General features: G+C 73.9%; 19 protein-coding genes and 2 pseudogenes. 9 read left to right on the forward strand and 12 right to left on the reverse strand.

The annotated features are described in order from the left end of the window. Positions 1–146: 146 nt before the first annotated feature. The 5 genes and pseudogenes from ACWEQO_RS18500 to ACWEQO_RS18520 all read right to left on the reverse strand — a co-directional run. Positions 147–901 (reverse strand): annotated as a pseudogene (locus ACWEQO_RS18500) (IS256 family transposase); the annotation flags it as partial. 113 nt (positions 902–1,014) lie between these two features. Continuing rightward, positions 1,015–1,326 (reverse strand): annotated as a pseudogene (locus ACWEQO_RS18505) (glycine radical domain-containing protein); the annotation flags it as partial. A 159-nt stretch (positions 1,327–1,485) separates the two neighbouring features. After that, a complete protein-coding gene (locus ACWEQO_RS18510) occupies positions 1,486–1,953 on the reverse strand; it encodes an SAM-dependent methyltransferase (RefSeq protein ID WP_452984285.1) in 468 nt (155 codons plus the stop codon). Between the two features lie 87 nt (positions 1,954–2,040). Next, complete coding sequence (locus ACWEQO_RS18515; RefSeq protein WP_452984287.1) at positions 2,041–3,030, reverse strand: ferric reductase-like transmembrane domain-containing protein; 990 nt, start codon at positions 3,028–3,030, stop codon at positions 2,041–2,043. A gap of 231 nt (positions 3,031–3,261) precedes the next feature. Continuing rightward, a complete protein-coding gene (locus tag ACWEQO_RS18520; RefSeq protein ID WP_361454199.1) occupies positions 3,262–3,867 on the reverse strand; it encodes a class I SAM-dependent methyltransferase in 606 nt (201 codons plus the stop codon). Between the two features lie 121 nt (positions 3,868–3,988). Here ACWEQO_RS18520 and ACWEQO_RS18525 point away from each other — a divergent pair, with 121 nt between their 5' ends. Beyond that, a complete protein-coding gene (locus ACWEQO_RS18525) occupies positions 3,989–4,558 on the forward strand; it encodes a DUF6328 family protein (RefSeq protein ID WP_361454202.1) in 570 nt (189 codons plus the stop codon). A gap of 33 nt (positions 4,559–4,591) precedes the next feature. Then, a complete protein-coding gene (locus ACWEQO_RS18530) occupies positions 4,592–5,230 on the forward strand; it encodes a hypothetical protein (RefSeq protein WP_361454205.1) in 639 nt (212 codons plus the stop codon). A 54-nt stretch (positions 5,231–5,284) separates the two neighbouring features. Here the strand turns inward: ACWEQO_RS18530 and ACWEQO_RS18535 are convergent, their stop codons facing one another. Continuing rightward, positions 5,285–6,235 carry a Rieske 2Fe-2S domain-containing protein gene (locus tag ACWEQO_RS18535; RefSeq protein ID WP_452984290.1) on the reverse strand — a complete coding sequence of 317 codons (951 nt, stop codon included), beginning with the start codon at positions 6,233–6,235 and terminating at the stop codon, positions 5,285–5,287. Positions 6,236–6,434: 199 nt separating this feature from the next. On the opposite strand from ACWEQO_RS18535, the gene ACWEQO_RS18540 reads away from it, so the two are divergent. After that, entirely contained in the window at positions 6,435–7,172 is a 738-nt protein-coding gene (locus ACWEQO_RS18540) for a nitroreductase family protein (RefSeq protein WP_452984292.1), read from the forward strand. A gap of 268 nt (positions 7,173–7,440) precedes the next feature. Further along, complete coding sequence (locus ACWEQO_RS18545; protein WP_361454447.1) at positions 7,441–8,211, forward strand: ribonuclease BN; 771 nt, start codon at positions 7,441–7,443, stop codon at positions 8,209–8,211. Positions 8,212–8,281: 70 nt separating this feature from the next. On the opposite strand, the gene ACWEQO_RS18550 is transcribed toward ACWEQO_RS18545, so the two are convergent. Then, positions 8,282–9,346: an MGDG synthase family glycosyltransferase gene (locus ACWEQO_RS18550; RefSeq protein WP_452984404.1), complete on the reverse strand. Its 1,065-nt coding sequence runs from the start codon at positions 9,344–9,346 to the stop codon at positions 8,282–8,284. A gap of 254 nt (positions 9,347–9,600) precedes the next feature. Between ACWEQO_RS18550 and ACWEQO_RS18555 the strand changes: the two genes are divergently transcribed. From ACWEQO_RS18555 to ACWEQO_RS18575, 5 genes are read left to right on the forward strand one after another with little or no spacing between them, the layout of a single operon-like run. After that, the gene (locus ACWEQO_RS18555) at positions 9,601–10,446 is read left to right on the forward strand and encodes an SDR family NAD(P)-dependent oxidoreductase (RefSeq protein WP_361454214.1); all 846 of its coding nucleotides are present in this window, start codon (positions 9,601–9,603) and stop codon (positions 10,444–10,446) included. Between the two features lie 13 nt (positions 10,447–10,459). Then, entirely contained in the window at positions 10,460–11,362 is a 903-nt protein-coding gene (locus ACWEQO_RS18560) for a DMT family transporter (RefSeq protein ID WP_452984295.1), read from the forward strand. Positions 11,363–11,404: 42 nt separating this feature from the next. Beyond that, on the forward strand, positions 11,405–12,250 hold the full coding sequence (locus tag ACWEQO_RS18565; RefSeq protein ID WP_452984297.1) for a polysaccharide deacetylase family protein: 846 nt from the start codon (positions 11,405–11,407) through the stop codon (positions 12,248–12,250). Then, complete coding sequence (locus ACWEQO_RS18570; protein ID WP_452984406.1) at positions 12,250–13,881, forward strand: SDR family oxidoreductase; 1,632 nt, start codon at positions 12,250–12,252, stop codon at positions 13,879–13,881. The genes ACWEQO_RS18565 and ACWEQO_RS18570 overlap by 1 nt, the downstream gene beginning before the upstream one ends. Before the next feature lie 4 nt (positions 13,882–13,885). Then, positions 13,886–15,259: a cryptochrome/photolyase family protein gene (locus ACWEQO_RS18575; RefSeq protein WP_452984299.1), complete on the forward strand. Its 1,374-nt coding sequence runs from the start codon at positions 13,886–13,888 to the stop codon at positions 15,257–15,259. A 51-nt stretch (positions 15,260–15,310) separates the two neighbouring features. On the opposite strand, the gene hypE is transcribed toward ACWEQO_RS18575, so the two are convergent. Genes hypE through hypB form a run of 5 tightly spaced genes read right to left on the reverse strand, consistent with a single transcriptional unit; the run spans position 15,311 to position 21,010 of the window. Next, positions 15,311–16,414 carry a hydrogenase expression/formation protein HypE gene (gene hypE, locus ACWEQO_RS18580; RefSeq protein ID WP_452984301.1) on the reverse strand — a complete coding sequence of 368 codons (1,104 nt, stop codon included), beginning with the start codon at positions 16,412–16,414 and terminating at the stop codon, positions 15,311–15,313. Continuing rightward, the gene (gene hypD / locus ACWEQO_RS18585) at positions 16,407–17,546 is read right to left on the reverse strand and encodes a hydrogenase formation protein HypD (protein WP_361454223.1); all 1,140 of its coding nucleotides are present in this window, start codon (positions 17,544–17,546) and stop codon (positions 16,407–16,409) included. The genes hypE and hypD overlap by 8 nt, the downstream gene beginning before the upstream one ends. Then, a complete protein-coding gene (locus tag ACWEQO_RS18590; RefSeq protein ID WP_361454226.1) occupies positions 17,543–17,863 on the reverse strand; it encodes a HypC/HybG/HupF family hydrogenase formation chaperone in 321 nt (106 codons plus the stop codon). The genes hypD and ACWEQO_RS18590 overlap by 4 nt, the downstream gene beginning before the upstream one ends. 40 nt (positions 17,864–17,903) lie before the next feature. Continuing rightward, positions 17,904–20,318: a carbamoyltransferase HypF gene (hypF, locus tag ACWEQO_RS18595; RefSeq protein ID WP_452984303.1), complete on the reverse strand. Its 2,415-nt coding sequence runs from the start codon at positions 20,316–20,318 to the stop codon at positions 17,904–17,906. Continuing rightward, positions 20,315–21,010: a hydrogenase nickel incorporation protein HypB gene (gene hypB / locus ACWEQO_RS18600; RefSeq protein WP_361454232.1), complete on the reverse strand. Its 696-nt coding sequence runs from the start codon at positions 21,008–21,010 to the stop codon at positions 20,315–20,317. Before hypB ends, hypF begins: the two co-directional genes overlap by 4 nt. Positions 21,011–21,039: the final 29 nt, after the last annotated feature.

Consider the following 21,039-nt stretch of genomic DNA (forward strand, 5'->3'; position numbering starts at 1 on the left):
CGTTCCCGGCTGCGGGGAGGCCGGCTCCCCATGCCACAGAGGTGCTGCCAAGCTGCTGCTGCGGCAGGCGAGTCGAGGTGTACTGGCGGTGCGTTCGGCCGGGCCGGGGTGTGTCGATTCAACGCCTGATCTTGGTTGTTGAGTGGTCAGTTGTTGCTCGGGGTCAGGCGGCCCTCGAAGGCGATCTGGAAGGCGTTCAGGGGTGCCTTCCAGCGCATGGTCCACCGCTTGCGGCCCTTCCCCGTCGGGTCCGGGCTCATCAGCGCCATGTAGACGTACTTGAGGGCGGCGGCCTCGTCGGGGAAATGCCCGCGGGCCCGGACGGCCTTGCGCATCCGCGCGTTCACGGACTCGATCGCGTTCGTCGAGCAGATCACCTTGCGGATCTCGACGTCGAAGGAGAGGAAGGGCACGAACTCGGCCCAGGCGTCCGACCACAGCTTCACGATCGCCGGGTACTTCTTGCCCCACGTCTCCTGGAACTCCAGGAACCGCTCCATGGCCGCGTCCTCACTGGGGGCGGTGTGGACGGGCTTGAGGGCCTTGGCGATCTTGTCCCGGTCCTGGCGGGCCGCGTAGCGGAAGCTGTTGCGCAGGAGGTGGACCACGCAGGTCTGGACGATGGTGCGGGGCCAGCCGGTCTCGACCGCCTCGGGCAGGCCTTGAGCCCGTCGCAGACGAGCATGAGGACGTCCTCGCAGCCGCGGTTCTTCAGCTCGGTGAACACGTGCGGCCAGTGCTTGGTGCCCTCGCCGCCGGTGAGGGTCACTCTCCCGGCGGCGGTGGTGATGAAGGCCCGGTACTTCTCGATCCCGGCCATCACCTCGTCGACGGTGGCCGGTTTCCCGTCCCGCATGTGCCAGGTGTCCGGGTCGGCACAGTACAGGCAGCGCAGGGGACAGCCGCTGACGAAGAGGACGAACCGGGTCCCGGGACCGTCCACACCGATGGACAGGTCCCAGGAGTGGATCCGGCCGGTGACCGCGCCGTTCGCAGTGCCGTGCGCGGTGCCGTTCACAGCGTTCCGTGGAAGGTGCGGCTGATCACGTCGAGCTGCTGTTCCCGGGTCAGGCGGACGAAGTCGACGGCGTCCCCGGAGACCCGGACCGTCAGCTCCGGGTACTTCTCCGGGTGCTCCATGGCGTCCTCCAGGGTCATCCGGTCCAGGACGTTGACGTTCATGCGGAAGCCGCCGGAGACCGTGTACGCGTCCAGGATGCCGACCAGGGGACCGGCGCGTTCCCCGGGGACGTGCCCCAGCCCCTCCGGGGTGATCGTGGTGGCCAGGGAGATGCCGTCCCGCGTCGCCTCGTACGGCAGCTTGACCGGTCGTGCCGATCCGGAGCCGATCGCCGGGCTCGGTCCGGGCAGCCCGGCGTGGTTCGTGGACGGGGACGGAGGACGCGGGGCCGGGAAGCAGCTGGAGACCGGCTGCCGCGGCAGTCTCCTTGCTCCGGGGAATTCCGGGGGCGACCCAAGCCCTGCTCACGGCTGGAAGTACTCCGCCATCAGGCGGCTGACCCATTCCGGCTGCTCGATGTTCACCGGGCGGAACTCCGCCATGGCCGGCTTCAGGTCGATGACCGGGGTGCCCGAGACCGCGTCGAGGCCCACCACCGTCAGTTCACGGCCGTGGACGGACTCGACGGCGCAGCACGTCGAACCGATGCGGTTCGGTCTGCGGGGGCCGCGGCCGGCGAAGACGCCGACGGGCGGGAGGTCGGAGCGTCCGCGGTAGGGGCGGGGCTCGCGGTGGTCGTCGAGTTCCGGGAACCGGTCGAGGACGAAGAGGACTTCCACGTGGGAGAAGCCCTCCAGGCCCTGGAGACACGCCTCGCCGAAACGCTCGTCGACGGTGATCGTGCTGCGGACGGTACCCCAGTTGTCCGTGTGCTGGACGTCCGTCCGGTCGTTCCGGACCGTACCTATCGGTGTGATCTCGAAGCTCGGCATGGCCGGAGACTATCCCCGCCGCGCCCACGCCGGCGTTCCGATGCGGTGGGACTCGGAAGCACGAAGTCCTGGGGCAGGGCCGGGCGGTCATTCCGTTGCGGGGGCGTGCGGGCTGCTCGCCGGTGGATCGGTCGGGCGGTCCCGTCCGCCGTCGTGGCCGGACGCCACCACCGCGAGGAGACCGATCACGACGGCCGCGGCGGCGGCCCGGCCCGCGGCCCGCAGGACCCAGCCCGGCAGGGAGCCGCCCCCGCGCCGGCCCGGCGAGCCCAGCCGCTCGGCCCGTCGGGCCGGTTTCAGCAGTCGGAGCAACAGCAGGGCGGCGACCGGCAGTTGCAGCAGCCACAGCACCGTGCGCGGCCACTCCCCGTACCAGACGTTGGTGCCGTACAGCAGGGTGTGCCACACGCTCAGCACGTACACGACGATCACGAAGCGGTGCAGCCGACGCCAGGCGTTCGCGCCGATGCGGTGCCGGACGTAGAACAGCAGCCCCAGGGGGATCGCCAGGTACAGGGCGCCCTGGCCGAGCGGGATGGCGACCCGGCCGGTCCCGGAGTCGTACCAGCCGGGCACGAAGGCGTCCGCGAAGCCGACCCACAGCCGTCTGGCCCACCCCACCTGGGCTTCGTAGCGCACGAGTTCGGCCGAGAACATCAGCGCGTGCGCGAACATCAGCGCCATCGTGGTCAGACTGGTGGTGCGGTGCCAGCGCTCCAGAACCTGCCGGGAGATGGGCAGCCGGGCCGGGCGCGGCCCCGACAGCAGCAGCCCGAGCATGACCGTGCCCCACGCCCACAGCAGTCCCGACCAGCCGAACGCCTGGCTGAGCAGGTACATCCAGTACGTACGCGGGTCGTCCATGAACGGCATGACCGCGACCGTCGCCGACTCGCCCGACTCCATGCGCACCCAGAAGAACACGAACACGGCCGCCGTGAGCACGACCGCCGCACTCGCGTCGACCAGCGCGGCCCGCAGGTCGGCCCGCAGGGTGACGCGGTCCGCGGGGGGCCGCCGGTCGGGGGTGGGCGGCGTGGTCGTCCCGTCGGCCTCGGGCGTGGTCTTTGGCGGCATCCTGTGGGCTCCCCCGGCGCGGGCCACCGTCGAACGGTGCGCAGGTGTCGTGGAGGAACAAGTGTGGCCGCTGTGCAGCGGATCGCCGAGGCGACATCCGGCCAGAGCGGTCACCGTGGCTTCGAAGGGCGCGTTGGCGGCCGTTGCGCGGCTCGGCAGTGCGTGGTATGCGGAGTGGTGCGCGACCGACGGCGCCGGGGTGCGCGGGCCGCGGACCGCACTCCCCCGTCCTCAGCGGCGGTGGACGCTCACGGCATAGCCGCCGCTCTCGTAGGGGGCGGCGTCCCAGGTGGCGAAGCGGTCGACGAGGGTGAGGCCGGCCGCGGCGCAGTGGTCGTCGTACTCGGGCAGCGTGATGCCGGGCGGCACGGGCAGGTGGGCCTCGTCCAGGCCGAAGCCGGCGACCAGCAGACCGCCCGGACGCAGGGCCGCGGCCAGGCGCTGGACCACCGTGGCCTCGGTGCCGGCGGCGAGCAGCGGGAAGATGTTGCCCGCGGCGACCACGAGGTCGAAGTCCGCAGCGATGCCGAGCAGGTCCGGCTCGAACCCGGCCAGATCGGCCTGGAACCAGGGCAGTCCCGGCGCCTGCTGCTGCGCCACTGCCAGCATCGACGCGTCGAGGTCCACCCCGACGCAGTCGTACCCGAGCTCCGCGAGCCGGATCATGACCCGTCCGGTACCGCACCCGGCGTCCAGCACCCGCGCTCCGGCGGGCACGAGCGCCGCGCAGAACCGCGCCTCACCGTGCACGTCCTTCCCGCTGCGGGCCAGGGCCGCGAACCGTGCGGCGTAGTCCTCTCCGGAGGTCTCCCCGGTCAATTCCCTCCAACGGCTCATGCGGGCCACCATAGACCGCCCGTGTGCCGCTCGGGGAAGCGGCCGGGCCCGCGGCGCCGGAGACCGTCGCATGGAAGGGCTCGGACGGGGCAACCGGTCTGCCTGGGCCGGGGAGGATGCCATGACGATGACGGAGCAGCCGGTCGAGCCGGCGGAAGAGAACACCGCCTGCTGTGCGCACCACGGCGGCCGTGGTCCGAAGTCCGCTGCCGAGGCGCCGGAAACCGCACGTGAACGGGTCAACCGCCGCTGGAACGAGATCCTGCAGGAGACCCGGGTCACCCAGACGGGCGTGCAGATCCTCTTCGGATTCCTGCTCAGTGTGGCCTTCACCCCGCTGTTCCGGGAGTTGGAGACGTTCGACCGCGTCGTCTACGTCATCACCGTGGTGCTCGGCGCGGCGGCCACGGGATCGCTCATAGCCCCCGTCTCCATCCACCGCTTCCTGTCCGGTCAGCGCATGAAGGACGAGGTGGTGGAGGCCGCCGGCCGTTTGATGATGTGCGGCATGGTCCTGCTCGCGCTGACCATCGGCTGCACGCTCCTGCTGATCCTCCGCGTCGTGGTTCCCGGCGTCCTCGCCGAGGTACTCGCCGGCGGGGTCATGCTGTGGTTCGGTCTCTGCTGGTACGTGCTGCCGTTGCGCCTCCGGCGCCGCGCCGCTCGCCGTTCCGGAGCCGACGCCGGGTAGCCCGCCCGAGGAGGAGCGGATGAGGAGGAGCGGATGAACCGGATGCCCGGCGGGGCCGCACGGCGCCCGCGGCTGCGCTTCGACGGCTGGATCGCCGGTACGGGCACCTCCTCGGGCACCCGGATCGTGCTCGGGCACTGGCGGCGTTCACCGTTCGGGGCGTTCAGCGACGTGATGCTGGAACGGGCCGACGGGGAGCGGCTGCTGCTGGCCCCCACACGGGAGACGGCCGACTTCATCAGCGGCACCTACGTCTTCGACACGGTGCGTGTGGTTCCGGTCGACGTGCGGGTCGCGGACGGCACCTGGACCGTTGCCGCGGGGCCGCTCGACCTGCGCTTCACCACCGGCCGGAGAAGGCTTTTGGGCCTCGTCCTGCGGGCCGTTCCCGGTGTGCTCGCCCGCCGTCCGGCGTGGAGCGCGCTGACGGACCGGCCCGCCCGCCTGTTGTTCCCCGGTGTGCGGACCCGGGGCAGCGCCGGTGGAGGGCGCCGCGAGTGGTACGGCGCCCGGGACCTGCTGCCGATCCGTACGGTGTCGGCCGCCTTCGGGAGCACCGACCTCGGGGCGATGGCACCGGTCGAACCGCCCGTGCGCTTCGGGTTCGGTTCGACGCCGTCGGCCCCCGCCCTCACCCGGGTCACGACGACGGTGGCCCTCGCTCCGGGGTGAGGCGCCCGGCACGGACGGCGTGGTGTCCGGGCGCACCGTCGGGCGGAGCGGCTGTCAGCCGGCGTACCCGCTGGCCAGGCCCGCTCCGCTCCCGCTCCACTCGCCGTTCGTCTCCCGGCCGGCCCGGCGCAGACGCACCTCGACGTGTCCCTCGACGATCCGGGTGTCGAAGGCGGGCTGCGGTGCGGTGGCCGGACCATGGACGTTCCAGCCGTCCGAGAGGCGGAAGACGCTGCCGTGCCACGGGCACCGGACACATCCGTCGGCGACCGTGCCCTCGGACAGCGGACCGGCGAGGTGGCTGCACCGCTCGGCCAGTGCGTGGATCACCTCGCCGGATTCCCGGACCACCAGGACCGGCACGTCGTCCACGACGCGCCGCACGGGCTGCCCGGCCGGGAACTCGGCCACGGCGCCGATCCGGTGCCAGCCCGCCCGGACGACGTGCGGAACCTCTTCCGCGTGGTTGGCCCCGGACGCCTGGCGGTAGGCCAGGTGGCCGCCCAGCATGCCGCCGAGCCCCACCGCCGTCAGCCCCAGGAAGCCGTAGGCCCGGCCGGCGCCCGTACGCCCCTGGAGGCGGCAGGTGAGCGAGGTCGCGTACAGGCCCACGGCCGCCCAGTTCGCCATGGCGTGCACCAGCCCCACCCGTGCCTGCTCGCGGTGCAGTTCCGCCCAGTCGACGGTGCCCGCCAGCGCGGCGGGCGCGGCCGTGGCCAGGCCGACACCGACGAGCAGTCCCGCCTCGCGGGAGCGGCCGGGCAGGGTGTCCAGTACCGCCGCGGACAGCCAGCTCCCGACCGGCACCTGCACCATCAGCGGATGGAGCGGGTGCCCCAGCCACCTGCCGTGCAGCACGTCCCGCCCGCGCCCCAACGGCAGGGAGCGGACCGCCGAGCGAAGGGTGCCGATCGCCGGATCCGCCCAGGGCGCCCGTTCCAGACGCTCCAGGAGCCGCAGAACCCGGTTCTGCCCCGTCCGGCGGTGGCGTGGCGTTGTAGTCATGGGTGCCGAGTCCCCACCCGCGCACCGGGCAAACGTGGGCAGCTCCCGGCGCCCGAGATCGCCTCCGGCCGTTTCCCGGCCGGATCGGTGACGAAGCCTCAAGAGACGGTGGATTCCGGGCAGATGAATCCTCCCGGTACGACGAGGCAGACGTGACCGGGTGGTCCGGGCGGGGCGTGCCGTCCCTACACTCACGATCATGACCTCTGAAACCACCCTCGCCGGGGCACCGTCCGGTGACACCGCCGAACCCGCCCTCTTCGCGACCATGTCCACCATGCGGGCCATGCGGCGCCTGCGGCCCGACCCGGTGCCCGACGAGCTCCTGGACCGGCTGATACAGGCGGCCGTGTGGGGCCCCAGCGGCGGCAACATGCAGCGCTACGAGTACGTCGTCGTCACCGACCCCGCGGTCATGGCCGACCTCGCCCCGCTGTGGAAGCGGTGCGTGGACGCCTACCTGGCCACGACCGGCAAGTACGCCCCCGCCGGCATGGACGAGGCCGCGTACGGACGCATGGTCGCCGCCATCGAGTACCAGCGCGACCACTTCGCCGAGACCCCGGCACTGATCATCCCCTGCTACCGGTTCCCGGAGCCGAGGATCGAGGAGGAGGGCATGCGGCGCTACGCCGAGGAGCTCGGCGCCGAGGGGACGGCCCGGATGGGGCGGATCCAGGAGCGTTTCGCCGCCCTCGCGGAGGGCTCCTGCGTCTACCCGGGCGTGCAGAACCTGCTGCTCGCCGCGCGGGGCCTGGGCCTGGCCGCCAACATCACCATCTGGCACCTGATGCTGGAGGACGAGTGGAAGGCGGCCCTGGGCATTCCCGACGACATGAACACCTTCGCGGCCGTCCCGGTGGGGTGGCCGCGCGGCAGGTTCGGTCCGGTGAGCCGCCGGCCGGTCGAAGAGGTCGTGCACCGCAACCACTGGTAGGCCTCGGACGCCGGGACCTCACCGGGCCTCACCGGCCCGGTGGCCCAGGACGCCCGCGCACCGTCCGCTCCGGCCCCCCGGGGCGGACGGTGCCGCGGCGTCGCCGCTCGCCCGCGGTCCCGTCCACCCTGACGGCCGCATCCAGGTTTGCCCCGCCCGCCGTCAGGTGACACAGGCGCGTGTACGCGAGCCGACGAAGGAGCGCACCGTGAGGCGTCACCTGGGCACACTCCGGCACGGATGGGAGTGGCTGGGCGCCCACCTCCTGATGCGGCGCGGCCGTGATCTGGAGCTGATGCACCGGGCCCTCGGGTTCGCCACGCTGGCGCTGGTCACGCTGGCGCCCCTGCTCATCGTGGTCGCCGCCGCCGATCCGCTCGCGCGGGGCGGCTTCGCGGCCTGGCTCGCGGACGGCATGGGTCTGTCCGGCCGGTCCGCACACCTGCTCGCGGAGATCATCAGCCCGCCGCGCGAGGTGATCGGCACCACCAGCGTGTGGGGCGGGCTGGCACTCGCCGTGTTCGGTGTCCCGCTGGGCGGGAGCATCCAGAACGGCTACGAGCGGATCTGGACCCTGCCTCCCGGGCCGTGGCACCGGATCTGGCGGCAGGCCACCTGGCTGTGCGTCCTGACCGCGTTCCTCTACCAGGAGGTGCTGACCCGCCACTCCTTGCACGGGCCTGAGCGGATCGTCCTCTCGCTGGTGACCGGCGTCCTGTTCTTCTGGTGGGGGCAGCGCTTCCTGCTGGGCGGCCAGGTCCGCTGGTGGCACCTGCTGCCGGGGGCGATCGCCACCATGACGGGCCTGATCGGTCTGCGGGGCTTCTCCTACTTCGTCTTCACACCGCTGATCGTCGACAACGCGATCAGCTACGGCACGGTCGGTGTGGTCCTCATCGTCGAGTCGTGGCTCATCGGCGTGGGATTCGTGATCTTCGGCGGCGCCCTGTTCGGCCGCTGGCTCCTCGACCACCACGGGCACCGGTTCACCGACGACCTGCCGGTGGCGGCCGGGACGGAACCGGCCGGTGACGACTGACGCGCACGGTACGTCGTACGGGGCGTCCCCGGGCGGCGCGGCGGCGCCTCCTCCCGGCCGTTCCGGCGGATCACACGGGGGACGTGCCGGCGAGTGCGGTCACCCGTTCCAGTACGTCCCCCCGGAAGAGCTCCCGCCCGCGGGCGGTCCGGCGATCCCGGTGGGCGCCGTCCGCCGACAACCGCCGCAGGGCGTGCAGCAAGGCGCCGGCGTCGGGAGCGAGCTCCGAGACGCCGAGCGCCGCCATCCGCCGCACCCCCTCCCTCCCGTGCCCGGGCAGCGGGCGGTAGCCCACCACGGGCACCCCGGAGGCGAGGGCCTGTACGGCGGTCTGGCCGGCGGCGTTGTCGACCAGGACGCGGACCGCACGCAGCAGGCCGGGCATGTCGGTGACCCAGTCCGGTACGAGAGTGCCCGGAACCCCGGCCAGGCGGGCCCGCAGGCGTTCGTTCCGGCCGCACAGCACGACCGGGAGGAAACCGGCGGCGGTGAGCAGCCGGGCCGTCCCGTCCAGCGCCGAAGCCGCGCCCCAGGCTCCGGCGGACAGCACGACGGGCGGGCGTCCGGGGGCGTACCGCTCGAAGCACAGTCGCCATGTCCCGGCCCCGGCGGCCGACGCGAGGAAGCCGGGCGCCACCACCGGTCCCACCGTCTCGGCGGGCACCCCGGTGCTCCGGCCCACCTCCCGCGCGGCCTCGTCGGTGAGGCAGAGGTACAGGTCGTTGCCGGGGTGCAGCCACTGCCGGTGGACGGCGAAATCGGTCACGAAGACGGCGCTCGGGGGCCGCAGGCGCCCCTGGGCCCTGAGGTGACCGGTCAGCTGTGCGGCCAGGTGGAAGACCGGGACCACCACGTCGGCGCCCGTCCGCTCCACGAGGTCCGTCAGACGGCCGCCCGCCAGCCGGGCGAGGGGGACGCCACTGGGGCGGCGGCTCGGCCCGGGGCGGAACAGCGCGCGGTACAGGCCCTCGTACGCCCAGGGGAAGTGCCGTACCGACGACCGGTAGAAGAGGCGCACCGCGGCACCCAGGCCGTGCGGGAGCAACCGCAGCAGGTCCACGACCTGCGCGTCATGGCCCTGCTCCCGGGCACGGCGGGCGAGTTCGCCGGCCACCGTGTCGTGGCCGGCTCCCATGCCCGCGCTGACGATCAGCAGTCGCTGCCCGCCGTCCGCCGACACGCACCGGCGGGACACCCGGGCCACCGAGGACGGTGAGGACGGTGAGTGCACGGGGTGCCGGGTCTCCTTGCGCCGGGCCGGTGAAACATGCTTCCCCGCGTTTCGGCGGCCGGGCCCGGGATACTTCTCGGGGTGTCCCCGCCGAACGCCGGGAGCGGTCGCAGGCGGCGGTTTCTCGGGCGTTTTCCCTCGCAGCCAAGGTGCAGCCCATGTCTCACGCTTCTCGTGCCGGCACAGCCGACGTGTTGTTCTCCCGGACGTCCGTCGCCCCGGCCGACGCGGTGTCGGGGGTCCCGGCCGGCGGAGCCGGGCGTCCGGGTGCGGCGCTGGTGACCGGCGCCTCCTCGGGCATCGGCGCCGCCGTGGCCCGGACGCTCTCCGCGAAGGGGTGGCGTCTCGTCCTCAACGGGCGGGACGCGGCACGCCTCCACCGGGTCGCGGAACGGGCCCCGGCCTCGGTCTTCCCGGCGGATCTGGCCCGGCCCGGCGCCGAACGGCAGCTGACCCGGTTCGCCCTGGAGCACACCGGTCGAGTGGATCTTCTGGTGGCCGGCGCCGGTATCGGGTGGGCCGGGGACTTCCGCGCCATGCCCCCGTCCGCCCTCGAGGAGGTCGTCGAGGTGGACCTCCTGGCCACGTTGCGCCTGGTCCGTGAGCTGGTGCCGCACATGGTGGAGGCGGGCTCCGGGCGTGTGGTGCTGATCGGGTCCGTCGCGGGGATGGTGGGCGTGCGGGGGGAGGCCGTGTACTCGGCGGCCAAGGCGGCGCTGGCCGTCTTCGCCGAGGCCCTGCGGTACGAACTGCGCGGCAGCGGCGTCGCGGTCAGCTTGGTGGTGCCGGGGGTGGTGGACACCCCGTTCTTCGAGCGGCGCGGCGCCCTCTACCGGCGGTCGTGGCCCAGGCCGGTGCCGCCCGAGCGGGTCGCCGACGCCGTGTGGAGCGCGGTCTCCCGGAGGCGGGACGAGGTCTACGTCCCCGGCTGGCTGCGGCTGCCCGTCCGGGTGCGCGGCGCGGCGCCGGCCCTGTACCGGCGGCTCGCCACCGCGTTCGGCTGAACGGCGGCACGGCGTGCTGGTCGTCATCCTGGCCCTGCTGGCGGCGCTGTCCAACGCCTCGTCCTCGGTGCTGCAGCGGCGGGCCGCGGCGGAGGAACCGGAGGGCGGCTCGGGGCTGCGCCAGGCCGCCCGCTGGCTCGGGCGTGTGCTGCTGCGGCCCCACTGGGTGGCGGGCGCCGGGCTGCTCGCGCTGTCCACCGTTCTGCAGGCGGCGGCTCTGGGCATGGGCAGCCTCGCACTGGTCCAGCCGCTCATGGCCACCGAGCTGCTGTTCACCCTGGTCGTCGGCAGCATGGTCTTCCACCGTCGTCCGGACCGCGGTATCTGGCTGGCGTTCGCCGCCCTGGCCCTCGGGCTGGCGATGTTCCTGACCTCGGCCGATCCGATCGTCGGCCGGTCCACGGCCTCCGCGGGGCTGTGGACGATGGCCGCGGGGGCGGCGCTGGGTGCCGTGACGGCGCTGGTGGTGACGGCCCGTGCGGTGCGGGGCGCACCGCGCGCGGCGCTGCTGGGGCTGGCGTCCGCGATCTCGTTCGCCCTGACCGCGGCACTGCTCAAGGAGATGACCGGCAGGTTCCCGGACGGGCTGGGCGCCCTGCTGGCGTCGTGGCCCCCGTACGCCACCGCCGTCGCCGGAGCCGTCGCCTTTCTGCTGCTCCAGAGCGCGTTCCGGGCCGGGACGCTGGCGGCGTCCCAGCCCGCCCTGACCCTTGGTGACGCGCTGACGAGCGTGGTGCTGGGGTGGGCGCTGTTCGGGGAGCAGATCACGCTCGGTGTGCGGGTGGTGCCCGCGGTGGTCGGCGTGCTGCTCATGGGGGTGGGCGCCGCCGGGCTGGCCCGCGCCCCGCTGGTCTCCGGCAGCTGGGACACCGCGGCGCGGCGCCCGGGTGCCGACCCGGTCCGGCCGGTGCCGTAGGAGTCCCGAGCCCCCGAAACACACGGCGAGGAGGCCCAGCCGATGTCCATGTTTCCCGGTCGTTCCCCCGGTCGTTCCCCCGGCCGCTCTCCCGCCCGGCGTGCGGCGGCCGTGCTGGCTCCGCCCGCCGCCGTCGCCGCGGCGCACATCGCCCCGGCGGCCACCTGGCTGCCCGTGGTGCGTCGTCGTCTCCCCCGTCTCGCCGGTGCCGGGCACTCCGGCCACATCGCGCTGACCTTCGACGACGGGCCCGATCCCGAGTCCACCCCGTGCTTCCTCGACGCGCTGGAGGAGATCGGGGTCCGGGCGACCTTCTTCGTCCTGGGCGACGGCGTCGTACGGCACCCCTCCGTGGTGCGTGAGACCGTCCGCCGCGGGCACGAACTGGCCGTGCACGGCTGGAACCACGACCGTCCCTGGCGGCCGGCCCCGGCGGACGACGTGCGTGCCCTGCTGCGGGCGGTCGGCGCGATCCGGGATCTGACGGGCCGGTGCCCCCGCTGGTACCGCCCGCCCTACGGCATCCTCACCTCCGGACGCTGGGCCGCCGCCCGTACGGCGGGCCTGCGGCCGGTGCTGTGGACCGCCTGGGGCAGGGACTGGACGGCTGGGGCCACCCCGGCGTCGGTGCGCTCGGCCGTCGCGGCCGGTCTGCGCGGCGGCGGCACCGTCCTCCTGCACGACACGGACAGGATGGCGGCCCCCGCCTGCTGGCGGGCCGCGCTCGGCGCCCTGCCCGGCATCGTGGACGGCTGCCGCGCTGCGGGCCTGGTGGTCGGCCCGCTCGCCGAACACGGGGTGCCCCCGCCGCGACGGGCGCGGGCGCGCCGTTGCGGCCATGATCGGCCACAAGGGGAGGACCACGACGAGCACAGGGAGGAACCATGATGGACACGGACGGACGGCAAGGACGGCAAGGACGGCAGGAAACAGAACGGTTGCACTGTCTGGTCACCGGGGCCTCCGGGTACATCGGCGGGCGTCTGGTACCCGAACTGCTGAAGGCCGGCCATCGCGTCCGTTGCCTGGCCCGTTCCCCGGACAAGCTCCGCGACCATCCCTGGGCGGGGGAGGTCGAGACGGTGCGGGGCGACGTCACGGACGCGGACTCGGTCGCCGCGGCCATGCACGGGATCGACGTCGCGTACTACCTGGTGCACGCCCTCGCGGGCGGTTCCGGCTTCGAGGAGACCGACCGTCGTGCGGCCCGTGTCTTCGCCGAGCAGGCGCACGCCGCCGGCGTGCGCCGGATCGTCTACCTGGGCGGGCTCACCCCGCCGGACGTGCCCGAGGGGTCGCTCTCCCCGCACCTGCGGTCCCGGGCCGAGGTCGGGCGCATCTTCCTCGACGCCCCGGTGCCCGCCACCGTGCTGCAGGCGGCGGTCGTCATCGGCTCCGGGTCGGCCTCCTTCGAGATGCTGCGCTATCTGACCGAGCGGCTGCCGGTCATGGTGACCCCCCGTTGGGTGAACACCAGGACTCAGCCCATCGGGGTACGGGACGTCCTGCGCTACCTCGTCGGCTCGGCCACCATGCCGGCCGACGTCGACCGGGCGTTCGACATCGGCGGACCGGACGTCCTCACGTACCAGGACATGATGCGCCGGTACGCCACCGTCGGCGGGCTGCGGCGGCGGCTCATCGTGCCGGTGCCGGTCCTCACCCCGAGGCTGTCCAGTCTGTGGATCGGCCTGGTCACCCCGGTGCCCGCCGCCATCGCCCGGCCGCTGACGGAGTCGCTGCGGCACGAGGTGGTCTGCCGGGAGCACGACATCGCCCGGTACGTGCCCGACGCCCCGGGCCGGCCGCTGCCGTTCGACGAGGCGCTGGCGCTGGCCCTGCGGCGGGTGCGGGAGGCGCAGGTGGCCACCCGCTGGTCGTCGGCGGCCGTGCCGGGGGCCCCGAGCGATCCGCTGCCCACCGACCCGGACTGGGCCGGCGGCAGCCTCTACCAGGACGAACGGCAGCTGCCGGTCGACGCGTCGCGCGAGGCGCTGTGGAAGGTGATCGAGGGCATCGGCGGCGACAACGGCTGGTACTCCTTCCCGCTCGCCTGGGCGGTCAGGGGCTGGCTGGACCGGTTCGTCGGCGGGGTCGGGCTGCGGCGCGGACGGCGTGACGCCGAGCACCTGCGGGCCGGGGACTCCCTGGACTTCTGGCGGGTGGAGGAGATCGAGCCCGGACGGCTGCTGCGGCTGCGGGCGGAGATGCGGCTGCCGGGCCTGGCGTGGCTGGAGATGTACGCCGAGACGGACGTCGAGGGCCGCACCCGCTACCGGCAGCGCGCACTGTTCCACCCACGTGGTCTGCCGGGCCACGCCTACTGGTGGTCCGTGGCCCCCTTCCACGCCGCCGTTTTCGGCGGAATGGCCCGTAACATCACCCAGGCAGCGGTCAAGGGCATGCGCACGCGCGGGGCTGGGCCCTCGCCGGTCTCGCCGACCGCGTCCGGCACTCCGCCGCGGGGCGCAGCATCCGGGAACGGCACCCACAGCACCGCCTCACGACACCAGGAGTGACGCCATGACCGTCGCGGTCGTCCTGTTCACCTCGGACCTGCGTCTGCACGACCACCCCCCGCTGCGCGCCGCCCTCGCGGCGGCGGACGAGGTGGTGCCGCTGTTCGTGCGCGACCCGGGGGTCCACGCGGCCGGCTTCGACGCACCCAACCGCAGCGCCTTCCTCGCCGACTGCCTGGCCGACCTGGACGCCTCACTGCGCCGGCGCGGCGGCCGGCTGGTGGTGCGTACGGGGCCGGTGGCGCGGGAGGTCCGCGCGCTCGCCGTGGAGTGCCGGGCCTCCGAGGTGCACATGGCCGCGGGGGTCACCGGATACGCCCAGCGCCGGGAGGAGCGGCTGCGCGAGGAACTCGGCGACCACGGTGTGGCGCTGCGCGTGCACGACGGCGTGCTCACCGCCGTGGCGGCGGGAGCGGTGACTCCGGCCGGATCCGACCACTACGCCGTGTTCACGCCCTACTTCCGCCGCTGGTCGCAGGAGCAGCTGCGGGACACCTGTCCGGCGCCGCGCGCCGTGCGCGTCCCGGATGCGGTGCGCGGTGAGCCGCTGCCCTCCCGCGACGGGCTGTCCGGCCTCTCCCCCGGGCTGCCGTCCGGCGGGGAGGGCCGGGGGCGCGAGCGGTTCTCCCGGTGGGTCCGCGAGAACCTGTCCGGGTACGAGGACCACCACGACGACCTGGCGGGCGACGCGACCTCGCGGTTGTCGCCGTACCTGCACTTCGGGGCCCTCTCGCCGGTGGAGCTCGTCCGGCGGGCCCGCGCGCACGGCGGGTCCGGGGCGGACGCGTTCGTGCGCCAGTTGTGCTGGCGCGACTTCCACCACCAGGTGCTGGCGGTGCGACCGGCGGCCTCCACCCTGGACTACCGCACCCGGCACGACCGGTGGCGCACCGAGGAGGAGGCGGCCGAGGACATCGCCGCGTGGCGGGAGGGCCGTACCGGGTACCCGGTCGTCGACGCGGCGATGCGCCAACTGCGCCACGAGGGCTGGATGCACAACCGGGCGCGCCTGCTGGCAGCCCATTTCCTGGCCAAGACCCTGTATGTGGACTGGCGGATCGGCGCCCGGCACTTCCTCGACCTGCTCGTGGACGGCGACATCGTCAACAACCAGCTCAACTGGCAGTGGGCCGCCGGAACCGGCACCGACACCCGCCCCCACCGCGTGCTCAACCCGGTCGCGCAGGGCAGACGCCTCGACCCGCGGGGGGCGTACGTGCACCGCTGGGTGCCGGAACTGCGGGACGTGGCGGGCGGGCGCGTCCACGAACCGTGGCGGCTGCCCGAGCGGGAGCGCGCACGCCTGGACTACCCCGGGCCGCTGATCGACCTCGCGGACGGCCTGGCGCGGTTCAAGCACGCACGCGGCCGGGACTGAGGGCACGACCGCCCCGCGGCCCCGCGGTCCCGGGGCCGCGGCCGGCGGTGCTCAGCAGATCCGCGGCAGCTGCTCGCCGAGGGGCAGGTCCACCACCCTGGTGCCGCCCAGCGCGGTGCGGGCGACGACCATGCCGGGGTGCGCGTCGGTCACCTCGCCGATCACCGCGGCCTCGGCGCCCAGCGGATGGGCGCGCATGGCGGCCAGGACCGCGTCCGCGTGGGCGGGCGGCACGAACGCCACGAGCTTCCCCTCGTTGGCCACGTACATCGGGTCCAGCCCCAGGACCGCGCACGCGTTGGTCACCGCGTCGGGGACGGGAACGGCGCGTTCCCGCACCACGATCCCGGTGCGGGAGGCGGCGGCGATCTCGTTGAGGGAGGCGGCCAGTCCGCCGCGGGTGGGGTCCCGCAGGGCGTGCAGGTCGGGCGTGACGGCGAGCATCGCCTCGACGAGGCCGCCGAGCGGGGCGCAGTCGCTCAGGATCTCCACCCCGAACTCCAGCCCCTCGCGCACGCTCATGATCGCCACCCCGTGGACGCCGATCGCCCCGCTGACGAGGACGACGTCCCCCGGGACCACCCGCTCCGGCCGCAGGTCCACGCCCGAGGGGATCAGCCCGATGCCGGAGGTGTTGATGTAGACGCCGTCACCGTGGCCGGCCTCGACGACCTTGGTGTCGCCGGTGACGACCTCCACCCCCGCGGCCCGGGCGGCGGCGCCCATCGCCGCGGCGACCCGTCCGACGACGTCCGTGCCGGTGCCCTCCTCCAGGATGAAGCCGCAGGACAGGTAGGCCGGGCGGGCCCCGCTCATGGCGAGGTCGTTGACGGTGCCGTTGACCGCGAGGTCCCCGATGCTGCCGCCGGGGAAGAACAGCGGGCGCACCACGAAGGAGTCGGTGGAGAAGGCCAGCCTGGCCCCGCCGAGTTCCAGGGCGGCGGAATCGGTCAGCGCCGCCGGTGCCAGGCCGCCGAAGGCGGGTGTGAAGAGCTGCTCGACGAGTTCGGCGGAGAGCGCTCCGCCGCCGCCGTGGCCCATGACGATCCGCGGCTGGTCGCGCAGCGGTGCGGGGCAGGTCCAGTTGAGCATGTCCGGGCGGGTCTGCTCGACCTGCCGGACGGCGTCGGGGACGGTGCCGGTGGTGTCAGACAACGGGGCTGCCCTCCAGGGACGCGGCCGGCCTCGCCGGGGTGTCCAGCTCGAGCCGCCGGTAGAGGTAGTACGCGGCGCAGGCGCCCTCGCTGGAGACCATGGTGGCACCGAGCGGGGAGCGCGGGGTGCAGGTGGTTCCGAACGCCTCGCACTCGTGCGGTTTGATCAGCCCCTGCAGCACCTCGCCGCTGCGGCAGGCCGCCGGTTCGCGGGTGGTGATGCCGTCGACGGCGAAGCGGTGCTCGGCGTCGTAGTCGCGGTAGCGCGGGGAGAGCCGCCAGCCGCTGTCGGGGATGACGCCGATGCCGCGCCAGGCGCGGTCGGTGACCTCGAAGACGTCGTCGAGCATGGCCCGGGCCGCCGGGTTGCCCTCCGGGCGCACGGCGCGCGGGTAGGCGTTGTCGACGGTGTGCTCGCCGCGTTCCAGCTGGCGGACGGTGCGACGGACGCCTTCCAGGATGTCGAGCGGTTCGAAGCCGGTGACGACGATGGGCACGCGGAAGCGCTCGGCGAGTCCCGGGTACTCGTCCATCCCCATGACGCTGCACACGTGGCCGGCGGCGAGGAACGCCTGCACCCGGCAGTCCGGCGACTGCATGATCGCCTCGATCGCCGGCGGCACCCGTACGTGCGAGACCAGCAGGCTGAAGTTGCGGATGCCGAGCTTGCGCGCCTGGTACACCGTCATCGCGTTGGGCGGAGCGGTCGTCTCGAAGCCGATGCCGAAGAAGACGACCTGCCGGTCCGGGTTCTGCTGGGCGATGCGCAGCGCGTCGAGCGGGGAGTAGACGACCCTGACGTCACCTCCGGTGCCGCGCACCTGGAACAGGTCGCGTCCGGTGCCGGGCACGCGGAGCATGTCGCCGAAGGAGCAGAAGACGACATCGGGTCGGGAGGCGATCTCCAGTGCCTTGTCGATCACCTCCAGCGGGGTGACGCAGACGGGGCAGCCGGGGCCGTGGATCAGCTCGACCTCCTCGGGGAGGAGCTGGTCGATGCCGTGCCGGATGATGGTGTGGGTCTGGCCGCCGCAGACCTCCATCAGCGCCCACGGGCGGGTGACGGTGGCCCGGATGTCGTCCAGCAGCCGTTCGGCGAGGGCGGGGTCCTGGAACTCCTCGATGTACTTCACTGCTGTGCCTCCGGGGCGGTGGTGTGGTGCGGGGGCTGCTGCGCGGCGCCCTGGGCCGCTGCCTGTTCCCAGGGGTCGCCGAACTCCTCCTGGAGCATGCCGAGGTTCTCGAACAGCTCCAGGGTTCTGCGGGCCGATTCCTCGTCGAGCCGCTGGAGCGCGAACCCGACGTGGACGATGGCGTACTCACCGACCTTCAGGTCCGGCAGGTACTCCAGGCACACGTCCTTGACGACTCCTCCGAAGTCGACCGTGGCCATCCGGGTTCCGTCCCGGTCCTCGACGTCCAGCACTCTGCCGGGTACCGCAAGACACATGCGTTCTCTCCTCACTGTCGCGGGTTCGGGTCCGGCTCCGTCACCCGGTGGCGGCGGCTCCGGTACGGGCGGCCACCATGAGCTGGCCCACGGCGAGCCCTCCGTCGCCCGGTGGGATGCGCCGGTGGCGCAGCACGGTGAAGCCGTCGGCGCGCAGTCGCGTCGCGCACGCCGACGAGAGCAGCACGTTGGCGAACACCCCGCCGGTCAGGGCCACCGTCTCCAGGCCGAGTTCGCCGCGGGCCCGGCGGCACACCTCGTGCACGAGCCCGGCCACGGCGTGGTGGAAGCGTGCCGCGACGAGGGAGCGTCCGACGCCGCTCCGCACGTCGTCGACGACCGCGGCGAGCAGGGGCGCGGGATCCGCGGTGAGGGGGGTGCCGTCCCCGCCGGTGAGCCGGAAGGTGTAGCGGGCGTCGTCCGTGGAGGCGTCGGCCGTGGAGGCGTCGGCCGCGCAGGCGTCGGCCGTCACCGCGGCGGCCTCGAGTTCGACGGCGGCCTGCGCCTCGTACCCCGCGTGGTGGCACACTCCGGCGAGGGAGGAGACGGCGTCGAAGAGGCGGCCCATGCTCGAGGTGGGCGGGCAGTTCAGCCCGCGCGTCAACTGCTGTTCGAGAAGGCGGAGTTCGTCGGGCGGACAGGCGGCCTCGCACGGCAGGTCCCCGTCCCACGGGATGCCCGCGGCGCGCAGATGGGCCAGGGCCATCCGGTACGGGCGCCGGACGGCGGCGTCCCCGCCGGGCAGCGGCACGTAGGCGAGATGCGCGAAGCGGGAGAAGCCGGTGTAGTCCGCCGCCAGGAACTCGCCGCCCCACACGGCCCGGTCGTCCCCGTGACCGGTGCCGTCGAAGGCGACCCCGAGGACGGGGTGACCGCCGTCGAGGCCGTGCTCGGCCATGGCGGACGCGACGTGGGCGTGGTGGTGCTGGACGCGCAGGACGGGCCGCCCGGCGGCGTGCCGTTCGGCCCAGCGGCCGGAGCGGTAGGCGGGGTGGCGGTCGGCGACCAGACGTGCGGGCCGGACCCCGGTGATCTCCTCCAGTTGCCGTTCGGCACGGGCGAAGGCCTGCTGGGTGGCGAGGTCGTCCATGTCCCCGATGTGCGCCGACAGCCAGGCCCTGCGGTCCTCGCCGAGGCAGAAGGCGTTCTTGAGGTCGCCCCCGACGGCGAGCGCCGGGGTCACGGGGAGGGGCAGGGTGATCGGCAGCGGGGCGTGGCCGCGGGAGCGGCGCAGGGTCAGCGGCTCGCCGTCGCAGATCCGCATCACCGAGTCGTCGCACGGCACGTGGATCGGCCGGTCGTGCAGCAGCCAGGCGTCCGCCAGGCCGGACAGTCTCTCCAGTGCCTCCGCGTCGTCGGTGACGATGGGTTCGCCGGCGAGGTTCCCGCTGGTCATGACCAGCAGTCGCGCCTGCGGGGAGCCGTGGTCGTCGCCGGCTTCGAGCAGCAGGTGGTGCACGGGTGTGTACGGGAGCATGACGCCGAGGTCGGGGCTGCCGGGGGCGACCTCCCGGGCGGGCCACGGGCGGCCGGGGTCCTGGGCGCCGGTGCGGCGGCGCCGCATCAGGACGATGGGCCGCTCCTTGGCGGTGAGCAGGTCGCGCTCCGCCGGTCCGGCGTGGACCAGGTGGGCGACGTCGGCGACGTCCCGGGCCATCAGGGCGAACGGTTTGTCCCCGCGGGCCTTGCGACGGCGCAGTTCGGCCACGGCCCGGGGGTCGGTCGCGTCGCAGGCCAGGTGGTAGCCGCCCAGGCCCTTCACCGCGAGGATCGCTCCGGCCGCGAGCAGGTCGCGCGCGGCGCGGATCGGGTCGGCCGGTTCGGGGCCGCCGTCCTTCCCCGGGGCCGTGGTCAGCCGTAGCCGCGGCCCGCAGGCGGGGCAGGCCACGGGCTGCGCGTGGAAGCGGCGGTCGGCCGGGTCGGCGTATTCCCGGGCGCAGTCGGCGCACAGCGGGAAGCCGGCCATGGTGGTGTGCTCGCGGTCGTAGGGGAGGCCGGTGACGATGGTGAACCGCGGCCCGCAGTGCGTGCAGGTGATGAACGGGTGCCGGTGGCGCCGGTCCGCCGGGTCGGCGAGTTCGGCGAGGCAGTCGTCGCAGGTCGCGGTGTCGGGTGAGACGAGCGTGCGGGCGGGGCCGCCGGCGCGGGAGGGGACGATGGCGAACCCGCCGGTGCCGGTGGCGGGCACCTCGGTGGCGTCGACCGATTCGACGAGCGCCAGCGGCGGGGCGTCGGGGGCGATGCGCGCGCAGAACCGGTCCACGGACGAGGGGTCGCCCTCGATCTCGACGACGACGCCGTCCGCGGTGTTGGTCACCTGGCCGGAGAGCCCGAGTTCGGTGGCCAGGGCGTACAGGTACGGCCGGAAGCCGACGCCCTGCACCACGCCCCGCACGACGACCCGGCTGCGCCGCGGGGCCGCCGCGCGGTCGGCCACGGGCTGGGGAGCGGTCACCCCTGCACCCGGGCCATCACCGGGGCGTGGGGCGCGGTGCCCTGTGCCGCCGCGAGCGCCCGGTCGAGCAGCGTGCCCACGCCCGCTCCGGTGCGCACGGAGGTGAGGACCACCTCCACACCGGGGTTGACCTGCTGGACGTTGGCGCGGAAGGCCGCCTCGTCGAATTCGGCGGGGGCGGCCAGGTCGGTCTTGGTGACGATCACGAGCTGCGCGAGGCCGAAGGCCGTCGGGTACTTGAGCGGCTTGTCCTCCCCCTCGGTCACGGAGGCGAGCACGACCCGCAGCGATTCGCCGAGGTCGTACGAGGCCGGGCAGACCAGGTTGCCCACGTTCTCCACGAACAGCAGCCGGGTGTGCTCGGGGAGCCAGTCGTGGAGGTGCCCGGCGAGCATGTCCGCCTCCAGGTGGCACAGCCCGTCGGTGAGGACCTGCTTGACGGGGGCGCCGGAGCGGGCGAGGCGTTCGGCGTCGTTCTCGGTCGCCAGGTCCGCGGTGAGCGCGGCGACGGTGACCTGGCGTTCCCCGGCCAGCAGCAGTTCGCGTTCCAGCAGGGCGGTCTTGCCGCTGCCGGGGCTGGAGAGCAGGTTGACGACCGTGGTGCCGCGGGCGGCCAGCTCGGCGCGGAGCAGCCGGGCGACGGTCGTGTTCTTGGCGAGGACCGCCTGTTGGAGATCGACGACTTTGCACATGGTTCGGCTCACCTCGAAGACGGGTTACC

The organism is Streptomyces sp. NPDC004051, assembly GCF_053604275.1.